The organism is Bifidobacterium psychraerophilum, assembly GCF_000741705.1.
GTDB lineage: Bacteria > Actinomycetota > Actinomycetes > Actinomycetales > Bifidobacteriaceae > Bombiscardovia > Bombiscardovia psychraerophila.
Map to the genome: position 1 here is coordinate 94,997 of NZ_JGZI01000002.1, position 16,402 is coordinate 111,398.

Consider the following 16,402-nt stretch of genomic DNA (forward strand, 5'->3'; position numbering starts at 1 on the left):
CCCTCTCGGCAACCGGGAATATCAGAGGTCTTTGTCGGCATACGCGCCGAATGATTTCAACAGTGCTTCCTGCCGCTCCAGATGCGCTCGTGTGCCTGCGGCATCGACGGCGGCGACATCATTGGCCAGAGCCTGCACCATTGAAACCGGTGCTGTCATGGATGAGAGCACCGAATCACTCTCCGTGCCTGCTATCAGGACCTGATCGGCCAGCTCGGCCAGAGGCCCCAGCACCTCGTCGGTAAGCGCGATCACCGGCACCCCATGAGACTTCGCCCACTGCGCGACATTGACGGTATCCTTGCTGCACGGCTGTGTGGCTATCGCAAAAAGACAGTCGTGAGGGCCAAGGTCTCGCAAGGCATCGAGATATCGCGCACCGCCTGCGGACAGCTCACTGACCTGCGATCGCACGAGCCCCAGCAGATAGGCGAACATCGCGGCCACGGCCTGCGACTGTCTCAGACCGATAACGGCGATATGCTCGGCATGGCCAAGGCGTGTGACCACTTCGTCCCATAGGACTCCATCGATCCTCGCGAAGCTCGCCGCTATTGAGGAACTGTCCTGCGCGGCAAGGATATCCCTGCGTTCGCGCTGCCCGGAGGTGCCGTTCTTCCCGGCAAGGTCCTTCCCATCACCCTGAGAACGATTCGCTCCGCTCTCGGAATCAGCCTCAGCACCATGGTCCGCGCGCATGAAGCGCCACAGCATGCCGGAATACCTATTGGCCAAAGCCCGGCAGACGCTTCTCAATTCGGCGTATCCACTGAGATCCAGGGCCGCGGTGAAACGGGATATCGTCGATTCGTTCACGCCGAGTTCCCCGGCAAGGGCGTGGATCGTCGACATGGCCACCTGCTGCGGATTATCCAATACGACGGATGCCAGGGACTGCTGCGATGGCGTCAGACGCAGATGGCGCAGCCGATCCTCGAAGGCAGCCAACTGCTCAGAGCCCCAGGACCGCTTGGACGCATCCTCATCCTGCCTGGCGCCTTGGCCGGACTGATCCGCGGCCATCAGGGGACGGCGTGCATCGCTGTGCTTCGTCTGCTGTTTCATCCCTTTGATGGTACGCCGAGGAATACATCCCTGACACGCTCCAAGCCATTCCTGACGCTGTCGGATTCCAGCGGATCAGAGGAGTACAAGGTGTCCAAACGCTCCTCATCGCTGTCGCCGTAGATCATCGAGGTGACGACCCGCAGCCCCATGCGCTCCGGCAGATCACCGAATGCGCTGCCGGGGAGCACCGCTATGCCGAAGTGCTCGAAGAGCACGCGGCTGAGCGAAGTGTCATCGGTCACGTCCAGGGAGCGCGCAAAGGAGGAGCCTTGGAAGGTCGGATAGATGTAGAAGGCTCCTGATGGCGCTCTGCAGGACGCCCCGGCTTCCACCATGATGCGATGCATCTCGGTTGAGACGCGTTGGTGCAGGAGCCTGCTTGCGGCAACGCGTTTGAGCACATCAGCAGGTTCCGAGAAGCAGTACTCCGCCACCGGTTCCAGGAAGATGGGCATGCCTGACCATATTTCAGAGGCGGTGCCTATGACCTCCCGCATGATCCGGTCACCCAGGTCGTTCTGGGGAAAACGCGCCGCACCGATGCGCCATCCTCCCAAAGCCATCGACTTCGAGAGTCCGGTGGTCACGAAGGTGCGTTCAGGTGCGAGTTCGGCCGGGCTGGTGAAATGAATGTGGTCGTATGCGAGATCACGATAGATCTCATCGGAGATGATGAAGAGCTTCTGCTCCCGGGCGATACGAAGCAACGCTTCGATAACCGACCGGCCAGCCACCGTACCGCTCGGATTATCCGGAGAGGTGAGCAGCAAGGTTGTGGGATTCAGCCCCCGTCGACGCGCATTCTCGAGTGCGGCGGGCAGCAGCGCAGGATCGGGTACGCCGCCTGCGCTTTCCGGTGCGTCAACCCAGATGATGCGCTTGTCGAGCATGGTGCTTTGGGCCGCATAGGTGACCCATGATGGCCTGGGCAATACGATATCGCCTTTGAGCGCCTGCATCAGCGCGAATAACAGGGCCTTGCTGCCAGGAGCCATCAGACAGTGGCCGGGATCGGCGGGGATGCCTCGTCTGGTGAAATACGAGGAGAGTGCGGTACGAACAGCCGCCGAACCTTCGACAGCGGGATAGGCGTTGCGCGCCGAGTCATCAGACAATATCCCCCGCAGTACCGGCAGCACCGGCAGACCGGATTCCCCGAACCCCAGATTGATCACTGGACGTCCCTGTTCAGCAGCGTGCTGCATCATCTCATTCATCACCAACGTCGCGGATTTCGTCACCATATCCAACCCCTGTCCCTCATCTGATGCCTGTGTGTCGAAGCTTCTTGACGGAAGTGCTGCGAATCATCGGACGAGCTCCGCATCAAGCCTTCGGCATACACGCTACACCACAATGCATACTTTTTTATTCATATATTTTCGTTAATGCATTCTTTACATTTCATTTTTATACTGTCTGAAGACTGCTCAAACCGCTCTTGCACCCGCACAGCCAGCAGATCGCCCACGAATGGAAACCGCATCGAACCGTGCCACACGAATTCGAAGCATCGGAACAACAGGAGAGATCATTGAAAACGAGCACCAAACTCATCGCCATGGCAACCGTGGCTCTCACCATCGCGCCCCTTGCGGGCTGTGGGAGCGCCTCTTCGGATGCGACATCCGAACACACCATCAACATCGGCATCAAATTCGATCAGCCCGGACTCGGGTACAAGAACGGCAACGACTACTCCGGCTTCGACGTCAGCGTGGCCAAGTATGTAGCCAAGGAACTGGGGTATTCCTCCGACGAGATCGTATGGAAGGAAGCACCGTCGAAACAGCGTGAGACCCTCTTGGAGAACGGCGATGTCGATCTGGTGTTCGCGACCTACTCCATCACCGACGACCGCAAGAAAGTCGTCGAATTCGGCGGCCCATACTTCGTTGCCGGACAGGATCTGCTCATCCGGAGCACCGACAAGTCGATCACCGGCCCGGACTCTCTCGATGGCAAGAAACTATGCTCGGTCACAGGATCGACCTCCGCACAGATCATCAAGGATCACTACGCGGATAAGGTACAGCTCATGGAACAGAGCGGTTTCGCGGAATGCACCACGGCGCTGATCTCCGGAACCGTGGACGCGGTCACCACCGACGACATCATTCTTGCGGGCCTGGCGGCCGCGAAGGGCGATGGACAGCTCAAGGTGGTCGGCAAGCCGTTCTCACAGGAACGCTACGGCGTAGGGATCCCGAAAGGCCAAACGGAGACCGTCAAGAAGGTCAACGCGGCGCTGAAGAAGATGGTGGACGATGGGTCATGGAAGAAGGCCCTTGACGAGGCCACCAAAGGCACCGGATATACGCCCAATGCAACATACAACCCACCGACCGTGTTCGACGCAGCAAGTTCGACCTACGATTTCAAAACATCATTGAACTGAAATCGGCTTAGCACCTGATCGACGGGCCGGCCCATCAAGCGCTTCCCGTGCGCTCGGAGAAAGCTTTCCTCACCCATCCCGGACCACGGAACCACGGCACACGCCCAACCATTAATCATTCATCCATGACTCGTGTTATCTTATTGAGGTTGCATAAATCGCATCGCCTGAGTTTCGTCCCAGGCAGGCGGCATATGCATGGAGGATTCGCCTAGTGGTCTATGGCGCACGCTTGGAAAGCGTGTTGGTGTAACAGCCTCACGAGTTCGAATCTCGTATCCTCCGCCATCCTGAAACCCGCTGATATCCGGCGGGTTTTGTGCTTTCTGGAACGATGCCTCATATGAATCGATAATCACGCCCTGAGGCATACGGATACCGCCGAAACAACGGTCATCAGGTCGCCACTCCCCCGGCCAGAGGGATCGGCTCATGAGACCAGACGGCCATCGGCGAAATGGGAAATGGGTCCCAGAATCGAGAAATCGTGGCCGAAACGCTTCAGTGATTCGTAGTTCTCTCTCAGATCCTCGAAGAGTATGTAGCAGATATGATCGTGCAGGTCATGCTGATGCATGTAATGAGGTCTGTTGAACTGTGCCAGGACCTCCTGCTCGCGATTGTCTGGTGCAACGATATAGAGCATCATGTCCGTCTTCAGGGACTCGTACAGATCATCCATACGGTTCATCCCGGACATGATCGACGTCGATTTTTCCACCTCGAAGGCGCATACGGGTCTGCCGTCCGGAGTGAACCACAGCACATCAATCAAGCCGACGATTTTCCGATCGTGCTCGGAGAGGGCCCCGATGGATGCCGGCAATTTGGGTATTGAAATATTCCCAAGCCGCTTACCGCCTGCGGTCCGATTGTGATCGTTGCTTGCGATCCAGGACCTGTACCCCAGGCTGTTCCCGATGTCGGCCAGCATGTACTGGATCCGATAGTGCAGATCCTTCTGTCGCTGCTGTCTGCCCAGCTCCTCAAGCTGGGCCTTCGTCGAGTGCTGTTCCTCAGCGATGAGATACTCCTCCGAATTCTCCGGGATCACATAGCGAAGGGCACCGATGTCGAACAGGAATGCGCTGATGGCACCCAGATCCTTGGAGAAAAGACCGCCCTGTTCGTTGAGCCTGATGATCCCGTCACGGAGTTTGAAATAATCATCCCAATTGCCCAGACGTATGTTCTCGTGGGTGAGCAGCTTGTATCCAGCGACGATTTTTGTATTGAAGGGCGGGAAGATGGTGGGTTCCAGGAAATAGAGGATATTGGAGACGGACGGCCCCAATCCTTTGATCTTCCGATTGGCAAGATCATTGACCGCCATCAGTTTCTTCATGCCGTCACCGTTCTGAAGAACGGCCGCAAGCATATCGGCGAAGGCGGCCTGGTTGTCCCGGTTCTCGTAGATATCGGGTATGCGCAGCTTGGGCTTCCACATGAATGCATGCTTGGCGCCTTTGAAGATCTCGGTCTGTGCGGCGATTACATCCATAACGGATTCCAATGCCGAACCATGAAGGTCACGTGGAAAGGTGCCGTCTCGTATGGTGTCCACAACCCGTTTGGAGCCCTTACGCACCTGACCGAAGGCGTGCAGTCGTTCCTCGCTGTGGATGAACCACGTCTGATACAGCAGGCTCGACTTCTCCATATACTGGTTGAAGATATCCGTAAGGTATGTGGAATCCATTTTCCCGCCGATTTCATGTCGTATCGTATGCCCAAGCGATTTCGGGACCGGATGCCGGGACCCCGGGTCATCCGAATACCCTGCCGCCCCGTTCCATCCCTCGATGTCACAGCAATCATAAACCGCTTCATGAGATACCGGGTGCACACCGTCGGCATCCCCGGTCGATGCAGGCGTCCGGCATCAGACTTTGGCGTATGTCGAACACCGCGCTAACCTTAAGTAAGTTACTTTCTTAGGGGTTGTTATGAATATTCGAAAGCGCAGTGGTCGGGAACAGAATCCTCAGAGTCATCCTCCGCAATCCGACGGCCATCGGAGCCAATCCGGTCAAAGCCTGCACGGTGATGTCTATTCCCGCGACTGCCCGTGCAGGGAACTGCTTGATGTCATATCCGGCAGGTGGTCGGTGCTCCTCATCGAATCCCTGCAGGCCGGGCCGATGCGTTTCGGCGAACTGCAACGGCGCATGGAAGGCATCTCGGCCAAAGTGCTGACAGCGAATCTTCGTCGTCTCGAATGCGCCGGACTCATCAGCCGTCAGGTATTCGCCGAGGTACCGGTACGCGTGGAATACTCGCTGACCCCGGAAGGCCTCAGCGCCGTTGAACCGTTGCGAGGACTGCGCGTATGGGCGGAATCGCATTATGACCAGGCCCTCGCCCTTACGGCAGGATCCGCAAGATAAGCATGGCCTGCGGGGGACGCCGTGCCCTTACCTCAAGGTAAGCAGGGCCCCTTGCGGGTAAGCGGGGAGTCCGTTCTAGGATGCCACCGAAGATACAGGAAAACGGAGGAGGAATATGAACAACATCGATAGCCACAGCCCCGAGACCATGACCGCGGTAGTGTCACGAGCAGGGGGTTCGCTCGACAACCCGGACGCGCTGACCGACGCCGTTGTCGCCATGCCCGATCGCCCGAAGGGGCACGATCTGCTGGTGGCCGTCAAGGCCATCTCCGTCAACCCGGTGGATGTGAAAATCCGGGCCGGCGGCAATCGTTCCGGCAAAGAACGCATACTCGGATGGGATGCGGTCGGCGAGGTCATCGCAACAGGACCGGATGTCACGCTCTTCAAAGCAGGCGAGCGCGTCTGGTACGCCGGTGATATCACGCACCCAGGGTCCTATGCGCAGTACCAGCTTGTGGATGAACGAATCGTTGGGCATGCTCCGTCATCCCTGGACGATGCCTCTGCTGCCGCACTCCCCTTGACTGGGTTAACGGCTTGGGAGGCCTTATTCGATAAGCTCAAGCTGCATGAGGGGAGCAGGGGAACGCTTCTGGTCGTGGGCGCGGCAGGGGGCGTCGGCTCGATGATCATACAGCTGGCCAAGCAGCTCACCCAGGTGCGCGTTATCGCATTGGCATCGCAGGAGGAATCACGGCGTTGGGTTAATGATCTTGGTGCAGACAGTGTCATCGACTATCACGGCAAGGACGCGCTACGCTCCATCCGTCAAGAGGCACCGGATGGTGTCGACTGGACCTTCAGCGCCTACAGCAAAGGCAACATCGCATTATTCAATGCCGTCATGCGGCCGTTCGGGGAGATCGTCGCCATCGATGACGAGCGTGATCTGGACTGGTACTCGCTCAAAGACAAGGCATTGTCCTGGCACTGGGAGTTCATGTTCGCCCGTGCGAAGCATCATGCACCCGACATGATCCGTCAGCACCGGATCCTCGAATCACTCGCCGACCTGGCCAATCAGGGCGTTATCCGCAGCACGGTCACCCAACATCTCAGCCCCATCGATGCACGGACCCTCAGGCAGGCGCATCATATGGTGGAAAGTGGTCATATGATCGGAAAAGTCACACTCAGCAGATAGGACGGATATGGGAAGCAATCGCACGGAACGCCTTCTCTTGAGTCGGCCGACGGTCGATGATCTGGACGTGGTCCACAAGCTGCACGCCGATCCGAGGGTTTGGACGCATCTCCCTCAGGGAAGGCACACCTCACTTGAGGAATCACGCAGCATGCTCAAGGGTTGGATCACGGATTGGGATCACGAAGGCATCGGATACTGGATCATCCGGGACCTCAACGAAGCTTTCGTCGGTGTCGGAGGCATCCGGATGCGCCACGGTTGCTGGAATATCTATTACCGGCTCGCCCCTGAACAGTGGCACCACGGCTATGCGACGGAAATCGCCCGGAAAGCTCTCAGCACGGCCCATTCACTCCATCCGAACATGCCGGTCATCATCAATGTGCTCGAACGCAATACGGCCTCGGTAAGAGTGGCCGCACACCTTGGTCTGCTCTTGGTCGCCAGGGATGAGGATGGTTCGGCGGCCAATGCGGAGCGTTGCATCTATGCTGACCGGCCGGTGGAACAATCGCTTGTGGATGCATTCCTGTCCTGAGATCATCGGGTAGTCACCGAAACTCGCATGCACATCCATGCACGCACCATGTAATAAGGAGGACAGCATGATCATACGCAAGATGGCCATCGCCGATTACCGGCAGGTCTACGATCTGTGGATGGCCTGCGCCGGCATGGGCCTCAACGATGTGGACGACAGCGAATCAGGTGTAAGGCGCTTTCTGGAACGTAATCCTGAGACCTGCTTCGTTTCCTTGGATGAATCAGGACAAGCTCCCACAGGAGACATCACCGGTGTCATCATGGCCGGGAATGACGGGCGAAGGGGGTATATCTACCACACCGCGGTCGCCCCCGACCACAGGCACCAAGGAATAGCAAGCCTTCTCGTACAGCATGCCTGTTCGGCGTTCAAAGACCTGGGCATCTCAAAAGTCGCCCTGGTGGCATTCAGCTCGAACCTTGCGGGCAACAGCTTCTGGGAGCGGCAGGGATTCAGTCTTCGCGACGATCTGGCCTACCGCAACCTCGCCCTGCAGAGACTGAACAGACTGGACACATGAGGGTGGATCGTCGTGCGTGGCATCCGTATGACGAGTGTCTGACCAAGGTCCTTCCCCCGCTTTCACGCGGAAGTGCTGGTTGCGGCATCGGAGGATCAATATTGCAGACGGCTTGAGGATTTCAGGCTTTTCACATACTCCTCCGCCTGCTCTTCGGTGAAACCGGCGTGCTCCCCGATCACCTGGACGAGAGCCTGCTGAATCGAATCGATGGCGGATCTGCCATGCCCGCACAAATACACGCATGCACCTGCTGCGATCCAATGCCACAGTTCCAGGCCACGTCTGAGCATCACATCCTGGACATGCTCGTGGATATCGCCATACCTCGACCAGGCGGTGTCGAATTTGCTCAGCAGCCCCGAGTTCGCATACGCCTCAAGCTCCTGACCGTAGAGAAAATCCTCACTCGGGCTTCTGTTGCCCACCATCAGCCAGTTCTTCCCATACGACTTCCTGTTCTGTGAGCGCTCCTGCAGAAACGCCCGGTATGGAGCGATGGCCGATCCCAAGGCGATCATGACGATGGGCCGGCTCGCATCCTTCGGCAGGCGGAAGCGTTCATTGGAGAGCAAGGCGAATTCGATCCGTGAGCCGATCGCGGCGGTGGTCATATACCGTGAGCATTCGCCCACATGGTGAGCACCATGCACAGCCTCCTGCATACCGTCAGAGCCGCAGTCATGGGCAGCGTCATACCAGCCGTCGTATTCGACCTTGGTCAGCGTCAGGTCGACAAGGGTCCCTGAATCGCATTGCGCATTCGAGATGGAGTACATACGTCTGTTCTGGGATGTGAATACGCTCAGCACGGAATCATCCGTAAGGCCGACGCTCTCCGGCGGGTAGTCCCGGAAGAGCGCGGAAGGCCGATGCCCGGCGAGGTACCGCCCCAACCACGCTTCATCATCCACAAGCCTCAGCAACTCCGCATTCCCATAGCGCTCGGCGTATCTTCCGATCAAGGCGGGCGTGAGCCGGGTGATGTCCCTGGTGTGTTTGAGGGTCGCGAACAACTTCTCGTGGGCTTCACCGCCACCCTCACCAAAAACGTCGTCCAGGAAACGGCGGACGGTGTCGTCCCCATTGATGTATCGGATGGAAAGCAGATCGCCCGGGTGATACTCGCTGCCCTCGCCGAGATCCAAACGGATGCGGTACACCTCTTTATCCGATTCAGGTGTGGTCAGCAATACCCGCTCGATGAGGGTCGCCGTGTTGGGAGCGCCGGCATTGGCTGCCGATCTCTTCGCCGCATGGGGTTCGGCGTCGGATCCTGCGGTCTTGGGCGTGGCGATGCCAGCAGCAGGAGCCGGAGTGGATTGCTCCTGATCAACGCGTTGTTCCATCACCTCGCCGTCTGCCAGCTCGCGTCGCAGCACCGGCATGATTTCCGCTATCCAATGGGATGCCGCTTCTTCATAGTCGAAATCACACTCCCCGTGCGGGAACAGTCTTCGTGCGCCCAGTTGCTCGTAGCGGGCATCGAATTGACGGGCCATCAGATTGTAGTTCTCCGCATATGCGCTATCCCCGAGTCCCAGAACAGCGAATGCCACACCCTGAAGCGAGAACGTACGCTTGGCGAGCACCACCGCATCGTAGAGATCCTCGGCACCATATGGCGGTTCTCCCTCGCCCTGCGTCGAGGTCACCATAAGCAGGATGTCCTCATGCTCCAGATCATCCAGGTCGTAGTCGAAAGCCTCAATGAGGCGCACGCGGCCGCATACGCTTGCAACCGCGGCCTGCAGATCCTCGCCGACCTCCAGCGAGTTCCCCGTTTCCGAAGCCACCAGAATCGTGATGCTTCTGCTATCCGCCGCTGAATCCCCCATGACGCGCCCCTCCTTGAATGCTCACGACATCGTCTGCATCGTGACGCTTCGCCGACCCCATTAAAAGCAGCATTGCTCCCGGCAATCAAGACTTGACAATTCGCCCACGGCTCTCCCCGCACATGGCATCCGCTTCGTCCCTAGCTTCGCTCCGGCTGAAATATCTCCCCGGGCTTCAGGCGACACACGGCTCTGGGCGTGTCTAGCATTGGACATTATGAATACCGATGTGACGATCGAAAGACTCAACCCTTCACGTTTCGAGGAGAAGGCGCAGGTCCACGCCCTGACCTGGCGTCAGACGTATTCCGGAATGCTGCATGATGACTTCGTCAACAAGATCACCCCGGAATTCGCGCTGGCCGTAACCAGGAGACATGACCCCGACCTCACGCTGCTGGCCTTACGGGATGATGCCATCATCGGATTTCTGGAATACCTGCCCGAGTCACGAGACGGCATCCTTACGCCGGATGCTTCCGAAATCGGTGCCCTGTATGTACTCGACCAGGCCAAACATCAGGGTGTGGGACGTGCGCTCATCGAAGCCGCGCTCAGACAGATACCCAAACCCCGCGTGGCTCTGTCGGTGTTCCTCGACAACACGAATGCCATAGGATTCTACGAACATATGGGCATCCATTCGACGGGCCACATCACTCACGAGGACGAGGGGACGCTGGCCCTTGAGATGACCAACGCCCCCGAAGTGGCAGAATCCGCTAACGGACCCGCTTGATGAGCATGATGACGACGGCGCCGACAAGCACGGTTGCTATCGCGACGGGGAATATCAGGCCGTAGTTACCGGTCTCGACGACGAGTGCGGACACCAGCACAGGAGCCAGAACCTGTCCGACCGTATTCGCAAGGTTGAGGATACCCAGATCCTTTCCTGCCTCCTGCTTATTGGGCAGCACATCGATATTCAGCGCCTGGTCCACCGCAGTGTAGATGCCGTAGCCCACGCCCGCAATACCCGCATAGAGCATCATGCCGGTGGCTGTGGGCATGAAATACGGGATCGCCATGCCCACGGCGATCACCACTGCACCAATCGCCACCAGCAGCTTACGTTTCCCGAGCTTGTCGGACACAGGACCGGAGATCACCGTCGTGGCGATCAACGCGATCATTGAGATAACCGACATACTGGATATCACGGCCGCGGATTCACCGACGGACAGGCCGCAGTACTTCTGCAGAATATAGAGCTGATATGTGGAGATCATCGACCAACCGATCAGCAGCGCCAACCTTCCGACCAAGGCGAGGTAGTAGTCCCGGCTGTCCTTCCTCGGCGGGGAGAAGGAATCCCTGACCATCCGCCAGGTCAGCTTCGACGAGTGCTCGGCATGCTGGCCCTCACCCTGCGGCACGGCCGGTGATGCGGCACCTTCGCGCGGCCACACCAGAACCGTCGTAATTCCCGTGATCAGGAACAGCACCGTTCCGATGATGAAGCCGCTGCGCATGCTCTCAATGAATTGCGCGCCGATGAGCGTGCCGAGAGACTGGCCGACGATCGCGGCCCCTCCATACAAAGCCGAAAAGGTTCCGCGATGCGACTCGGGGATGCGATCGGAGAGCACGGCCACAGCCGGTGCGATCATCATGTTCACACCTACCTGCACCACGCACCATCCGGCCACGATCAGGGCAACGCTGGGCGCATACGAAGTGAACAGGTATCCCGCCGCGGTAACCACGCCACCTGCGACGATCCACGGGGTACGCTTGCCGAAGCGGCTTCTCGTCATATCGGACAGCGCACCGAACAGCCAGTTGGCCACCAGCGCGAACACACTTCCAACCGAGTTCATCGTGCCCAGAATAACCTCGGGAACGCCGATGCCGAGTTCGGTGAAGCGCTGCGGGAAAAGCACCTGGGATCCCGACGACCCGGCGGTCATCCACAGCAGCGAGAACAGCACGAATCCTATGCCGAAACGAATCTTGGTCTGTCTGGACATCCGTAACCCGGTATCCGGAGCCAGATCCTGCTGACGGGTCGACGATGCCATCTCTTCATTGAGTGTCATAATGTCTTCTTCCGATATTTCGGGATGCCCCACGCTTCGTCTCGCGCGGAAGCATCCATCTGCTTCGTCCTACCCCCCATATGGGGGTAGGACACCACTCAGCGGAGGATCACCGCTGATACTGCATATGGTGAGCGCCCGGGCCGAATTCGCGCCGGTCGCTATTCGGTATCGCGACGACCGCAGTCGTTCCCACCGGAACGGAGAAATCGAGCGTCATCAGTCCTTCCCCGCATTCCCATCGCACCGATGCCTCGCCATACGGTGTCAGATGCGATGTCGCAGCATGGTCGATGCCGCCTCCCGGCTGCGGATCGATCAGGAACCGGCTCCAGCCCGGCTCCAGAGGAGACAGACCGCCCACATGTGAATGGACCCAGTCGATGACGGATCCGAGGGCGTAATGGTTGAAGGAGGTCATGCCGCCATCGTTCAGTGTTCCATCGGCCTTCATCGAGTCCCAACGCTCCCAGGTGGTTGTGCCTCCCATCGACACCTGATACAACCAGCTCGGGCATTTCGTGGACAGCAGCAGTTCATACGCCTCCGCCGTGTGTCCGGTCATGCTCAACGCCGGCAGGACGTAGGGCGTGCCCGCGAATCCGGTGTCGACCTTGCCTCCGGCCTCTCTGACAAGCTCCGCCAGACGGTTACCGGCCTTGGTCCTACGGACCGCTTCCCCTTCGAACAAGCCGAATGTGATGCCCAGTGCGTAGGCGCATTGGGTATCGGAGGTCATCGTCCCATCCAGACGGGTGAAGCGATTGAGGAACCCCCTTCGCACCCGTTCGAAGAGACCCGTGAAGCTCTTCGCGTCGTCATCGTGACCGAGGATGTGGGCGATTCTGGCAGCGTACTCGCAGCTGCGCGCATAAAATGCGGTGGAGACCAGCTCTTTCTCGGTTACGGCCTGGGTCGGATCCTCCGGCGGCGCCGATGGGTCAAGCCAATCACCGAGTTGCCCAAGCAGATAGTCCGGCTTGCGATCCCATACGCCGTCCGGTGAGATGTATGCTGCGACCTCGTCGATCCAGGCGCTGACCAGCGGATAGGACTCGCTGAGCACCCTCTCGTCCCCACCGGCCATATACAAGGCCCATGGAACCGCCACAGCGGCATCACCCCAGATCGCGATGGCCTCCGGCTTCGCCCAGACCCCCAAAGGGACGAAGGGCACATAGAAGGGCACGGTTCCCCAAGCCTGCTGCTCGAAGCGCACATCCTTGAGCCAACTGGAGAGGAAGCCCTGCGCATCATACAGATATGCGGCCGTGGGTGCGAAGAGATCGATGTCACCGGTCCAGCCCATCCGCTCATCACGCTGCGGACAGTCCTGCGGGATGGAAACGAAGTTGGATCGCATCGACCAGAGCACATTGCTGTGCAGCTTGTTCAGCAGAGGATTCGAACTCTCGAACCATCCGCTCCGCTCCATCGTGCTGTGGTAGACACGACATTCGATATCCTCGGCACGCAACTCGCCATGCCAGCCTTCGATGGTCGCGTAGCGGAATCCATGCATCGCGAAGCGTGGTTCCCACCAGGCGTCTTCACCGTTGGATACAAAGGTGTCGCACTGCTGGCCGCGCCTCAGTATCTTCGTAGCGAGTGTCCCATCCGCGTTCAGCACTTCCGCATGGCGGATGATCACACGGTCCCCCGCCGCCAGGCCGTGCATATGCAGACGCATCCGCTGGGTGGCGTTTTGTCCGAAATCGACCATCCAGCAGCTTCCCTCTGCATCCGGTCCCTGAGCCATGCTTGTGATTGCCGCAGGGGCGTTGACCTCCTGTGACTGCACGGCCGAAAGCGCGTGGTTTTCGATCAGCTGGGGATCATAGAAACTCTCCGCGACCGCGCTCCACTGCCTGTCATCGAAGCCGGGCGAGGACCAGGCTGCGATCTCCTGCCGGGCATCGTAGTGTTCGCCCTCATACAGATCCGAACTCACAATCGGCCCCAGGGCGGCCTTCCATTTCCCATCCCAAGGGTTGGAATAGATGGTCTGCGTCGTCCCGTCGGCGAATTCCACCTCGATCTGCGCGAACACGCCGAGGCGATCCCCATAGAAATTGACGCGGCCGCCATCGAAGCCGACCCTGCCACGGTACCAACCATCACCCAGCCAGCACCCTATGGCGTTGTCCCCACGGTGCAGCTCATCACCGATGTCGTAGGTCCAGCATTCCAGACGCTTGTCATACACGGTCCAGCCGGGGGTGAGCGCATCGTTGCCGACTCTGCGTCCGTTGATCTCCGCCTCCACCAGACCCAATGCCGTCAGGTACAGCCTTGCGCCCACCGGCTCGTCATCAAGCTGAAACTCCGATCGCACGAGGGGAAGATGGCGATGGTCGGTTTCCGCCTCGGTCCAGGATGGCCCGACGAATCGTGCGAGTCTCTCATGCGGAAGCAAGAGTCCCGCCTCGATGTGCAGCATCTCCGATTTCGGGCTCAAGGCCCTATGATCCACGGAAACCAGTTGCACGGTGAGCTCAGCCTGCTCACGGGAGACGAGGGGCATGAACTGCCATGGCAGCAGATTCGACTGCTCGGTGGGCACGTAGGTGCTTTCCTTGACCGGCCGATGCCCCGGGACGCGTCTCGTCAGACTGATCAGTACCTGTGATCCCTCCTTCGGAGGCTGTGAATAGACCCAGGACAGCCGCGGACGGCTTTCACCGATCCCAAGCACGTCGCCGGGAAAATGCTCGGCGCGCAGATGTGTCAGCAAGGCCTCATCCTGGGTGGGCTTCAGCTCCCCAGCCTTGGAATCGGCAACGCCGGTTCCGGCCGGGTCGCCTCCGACAGGCCCATACGCGTCATCGTTACGGATATCAGTCATTACTTGTCCTTTCACAGCGTCTTTGTTGCCAAGACCAGCCTTCGGGCGGATTCACGAAGGGCTCTCCAACGGAATCCGCCGCTACGTCACTGAGCGCTTTGGGCGGTGAAGGCCTTGTCGGACATGCTGGCCTCGATCCGCTCTTCATCCGTTCCGTACCGCTTCTGCGATTTGATCATGATGGTTCCGGCCACGGCTTCGATGATGACGATCACCGCGAAACCCCACATCGTCGTTTTGATAGTGGCGGGCAGCACTAGGGCCGGTGTGACCAAGGCGAACAGGCCACAGACCAGTCGCGAGAATCCGTTGATGAAGCCCTGCATCGAGGCTCTGATCTCAATCGGGAAGGATTCCTGCGTCCATACCTTGTAGATGGCCTCCCCGGCCAATGGGCTGCCGAGGTTCATCACCGCGACCGCGCCGACGATGATCCACAGATTCGTGCCGCCGAGGGCGAGCGAGACCATCGCCACGAAGGTGATGCCGATGCCGACGAAGAAAGCCCGGTTGCGGTATTTGCCGCCCGCGATGGAGGCGAATACGATGTTGATGATCAGCGTGACCAGGTTCAGCACGATGCCCAGTCCGGTCGCAAGCGTCTGCGAGGCATCGGCCTTCACGAACATGAAGGTCTGGAACTGTCCCCAGGTGTTCGCCAGGAGATTCCACCCCACATAGAACACCAGGATGCTGATGAAATAGGTCAGCAGGATTTTCTTGTCCTTGCCGAACAGCACCTGGAATACAGATACCTTCTTGCCGGCGTAGGCATCATGACGGATCGCGGCGCGCTCATCGGCGGCTTTGTGCAGTTCGCGCAGCTTCGGTGAGAGCGTTCTCCACAGCCATGTGAACACCGCGAAGGCGGCGAGTATCGCGAACACGATGCGTCCCCCCGTCGCGCCGCTCATCGTCGACACCAGGAATGCGCAGATGAAGGAGATGAACACACCAAGCTGCCAGAACACCTGGGTCGCGGATACGAGTCTCGCGGACATCGCATCATTCGGAGCATCATGTGAGACCACGGTCATCGACACGGGAAGATCCGCACCCGAGGCGAAGCCTGCGATGATCAGCCCGACCAGCAGCACCGCGAAGCTGTTCGTGAAGACGCATGCCAGCGCGCCTGCCGCATACAGGAGGTTGATCCAGTTGAAGAAGGGCACGCGGCCAACACGCTCGGCGATGCGGCCGCCGAACAATGAACCGAATGCGATCGCGAAGGTCAGCACACCGGACAACACCCCGACCTGACCGTTATCAAGGCCCAGCCCATCCTGCCATACCGTGATTGTTGAAGAGAGTCCGACGATTATTCCCGAGCCCAACATCGAGCCCACACCTGCCGCCAAGGCCAAAGGCAGATACTGCCCCAGCCCTTTGGAGCCCTGTGGAGTTTGCGTAGCCATGCCACTCACCCATCTTTCCGATCTTGGAAGGTCTGCGCCCCCAAGAACATTTCCTCATTGAAATATCGTGTTCCAAACGGTGACCTCACCGAAAGGATCGGATATACCGGTGGGCATCGGAACGGGAGACGGAACCGGCTGCGCATGTGCGCGAACCGACCTGTGCAATCCCGTTTTCGATGTCATCACCAA

13 protein-coding genes and 1 tRNA gene are annotated in these 16,402 nt (G+C 59.0%); 7 read left to right on the plus strand and 7 right to left on the minus strand.

Going from position 1 to position 16,402, the window contains the following annotated elements; translation table 11 throughout:
- Positions 1 to 21: 21 nt before the first annotated feature.
- Together BPSY_RS10840 and BPSY_RS00795 are read right to left on the minus strand one after the other, a co-directional pair.
- Positions 22 to 1,065 (minus strand): MurR/RpiR family transcriptional regulator, encoded by a 1,044-nt coding sequence (locus tag BPSY_RS10840; RefSeq protein ID WP_051921346.1) that lies wholly within the window; start codon positions 1,063 to 1,065, stop codon positions 22 to 24.
- Positions 1,062 to 2,312: a pyridoxal phosphate-dependent aminotransferase gene (locus tag BPSY_RS00795; RefSeq protein ID WP_033495995.1), complete on the minus strand. Its 1,251-nt coding sequence runs from the start codon at positions 2,310 to 2,312 to the stop codon at positions 1,062 to 1,064. The genes BPSY_RS10840 and BPSY_RS00795 overlap by 4 nt, the downstream gene beginning before the upstream one ends.
- 317 nt (positions 2,313 to 2,629) lie before the next feature.
- On the opposite strand from BPSY_RS00795, the gene BPSY_RS00800 reads away from it, so the two are divergent.
- Together BPSY_RS00800 and BPSY_RS00805 are read left to right on the plus strand one after the other, a co-directional pair.
- A complete protein-coding gene (locus tag BPSY_RS00800; protein ID WP_051921388.1) occupies positions 2,630 to 3,466 on the plus strand; it encodes a glutamate ABC transporter substrate-binding protein in 837 nt (278 codons plus the stop codon).
- Positions 3,467 to 3,666: 200 nt separating this feature from the next.
- Positions 3,667 to 3,754, plus strand: a tRNA-Ser gene (locus BPSY_RS00805).
- Between the two features lie 142 nt (positions 3,755 to 3,896).
- Here the strand turns inward: BPSY_RS00805 and BPSY_RS00810 are convergent.
- Entirely contained in the window at positions 3,897 to 5,165 is a 1,269-nt protein-coding gene (locus BPSY_RS00810) for a type II restriction endonuclease (RefSeq protein WP_202961748.1), read from the minus strand.
- Between the two features lie 247 nt (positions 5,166 to 5,412).
- Here BPSY_RS00810 and BPSY_RS00815 point away from each other — a divergent pair, with 247 nt between their 5' ends.
- From BPSY_RS00815 to BPSY_RS00830, 4 genes are all read left to right on the plus strand, one after another.
- A complete protein-coding gene (locus tag BPSY_RS00815) occupies positions 5,413 to 5,853 on the plus strand; it encodes a winged helix-turn-helix transcriptional regulator (protein WP_081884037.1) in 441 nt (146 codons plus the stop codon).
- Positions 5,854 to 5,968: 115 nt separating this feature from the next.
- Entirely contained in the window at positions 5,969 to 7,003 is a 1,035-nt protein-coding gene (locus BPSY_RS00820) for a zinc-binding alcohol dehydrogenase family protein (RefSeq protein ID WP_033495993.1), read from the plus strand.
- Between the two features lie 7 nt (positions 7,004 to 7,010).
- Positions 7,011 to 7,544, plus strand: coding sequence for a GNAT family N-acetyltransferase (locus BPSY_RS00825; RefSeq protein WP_033495991.1), 534 nt, complete (start codon positions 7,011 to 7,013; stop codon positions 7,542 to 7,544).
- Positions 7,545 to 7,626: 82 nt separating this feature from the next.
- Complete coding sequence (locus BPSY_RS00830; RefSeq protein ID WP_100841112.1) at positions 7,627 to 8,070, plus strand: GNAT family N-acetyltransferase; 444 nt, start codon at positions 7,627 to 7,629, stop codon at positions 8,068 to 8,070.
- Between the two features lie 95 nt (positions 8,071 to 8,165).
- Here the strand turns inward: BPSY_RS00830 and BPSY_RS00835 are convergent, their stop codons facing one another.
- Entirely contained in the window at positions 8,166 to 9,908 is a 1,743-nt protein-coding gene (locus BPSY_RS00835; protein ID WP_033495986.1) for a diflavin oxidoreductase, read from the minus strand.
- Between the two features lie 217 nt (positions 9,909 to 10,125).
- Here BPSY_RS00835 and BPSY_RS00840 point away from each other — a divergent pair, with 217 nt between their 5' ends.
- Positions 10,126 to 10,647: a GNAT family N-acetyltransferase gene (locus tag BPSY_RS00840; protein WP_051921348.1), complete on the plus strand. Its 522-nt coding sequence runs from the start codon at positions 10,126 to 10,128 to the stop codon at positions 10,645 to 10,647.
- Here the strand turns inward: BPSY_RS00840 and BPSY_RS00845 are convergent.
- The 3 genes from BPSY_RS00845 to BPSY_RS00855 all read right to left on the minus strand — a co-directional run bounded on the left by BPSY_RS00845 (position 10,631) and on the right by BPSY_RS00855 (position 16,210).
- Positions 10,631 to 11,950 carry an MFS transporter gene (locus tag BPSY_RS00845; RefSeq protein WP_081884038.1) on the minus strand — a complete coding sequence of 440 codons (1,320 nt, stop codon included), beginning with the start codon at positions 11,948 to 11,950 and terminating at the stop codon, positions 10,631 to 10,633. The genes BPSY_RS00840 and BPSY_RS00845 overlap by 17 nt on opposite strands.
- Before the next feature lie 109 nt (positions 11,951 to 12,059).
- Positions 12,060 to 14,795 carry a glycoside hydrolase family 78 protein gene (locus BPSY_RS00850; RefSeq protein ID WP_081884039.1) on the minus strand — a complete coding sequence of 912 codons (2,736 nt, stop codon included), beginning with the start codon at positions 14,793 to 14,795 and terminating at the stop codon, positions 12,060 to 12,062.
- A gap of 86 nt (positions 14,796 to 14,881) precedes the next feature.
- Positions 14,882 to 16,210, minus strand: a complete 1,329-nt coding sequence (locus BPSY_RS00855; protein ID WP_033495984.1) for an MFS transporter — start codon at positions 16,208 to 16,210, stop codon at positions 14,882 to 14,884.
- Positions 16,211 to 16,402 lie beyond the last annotated feature (192 nt).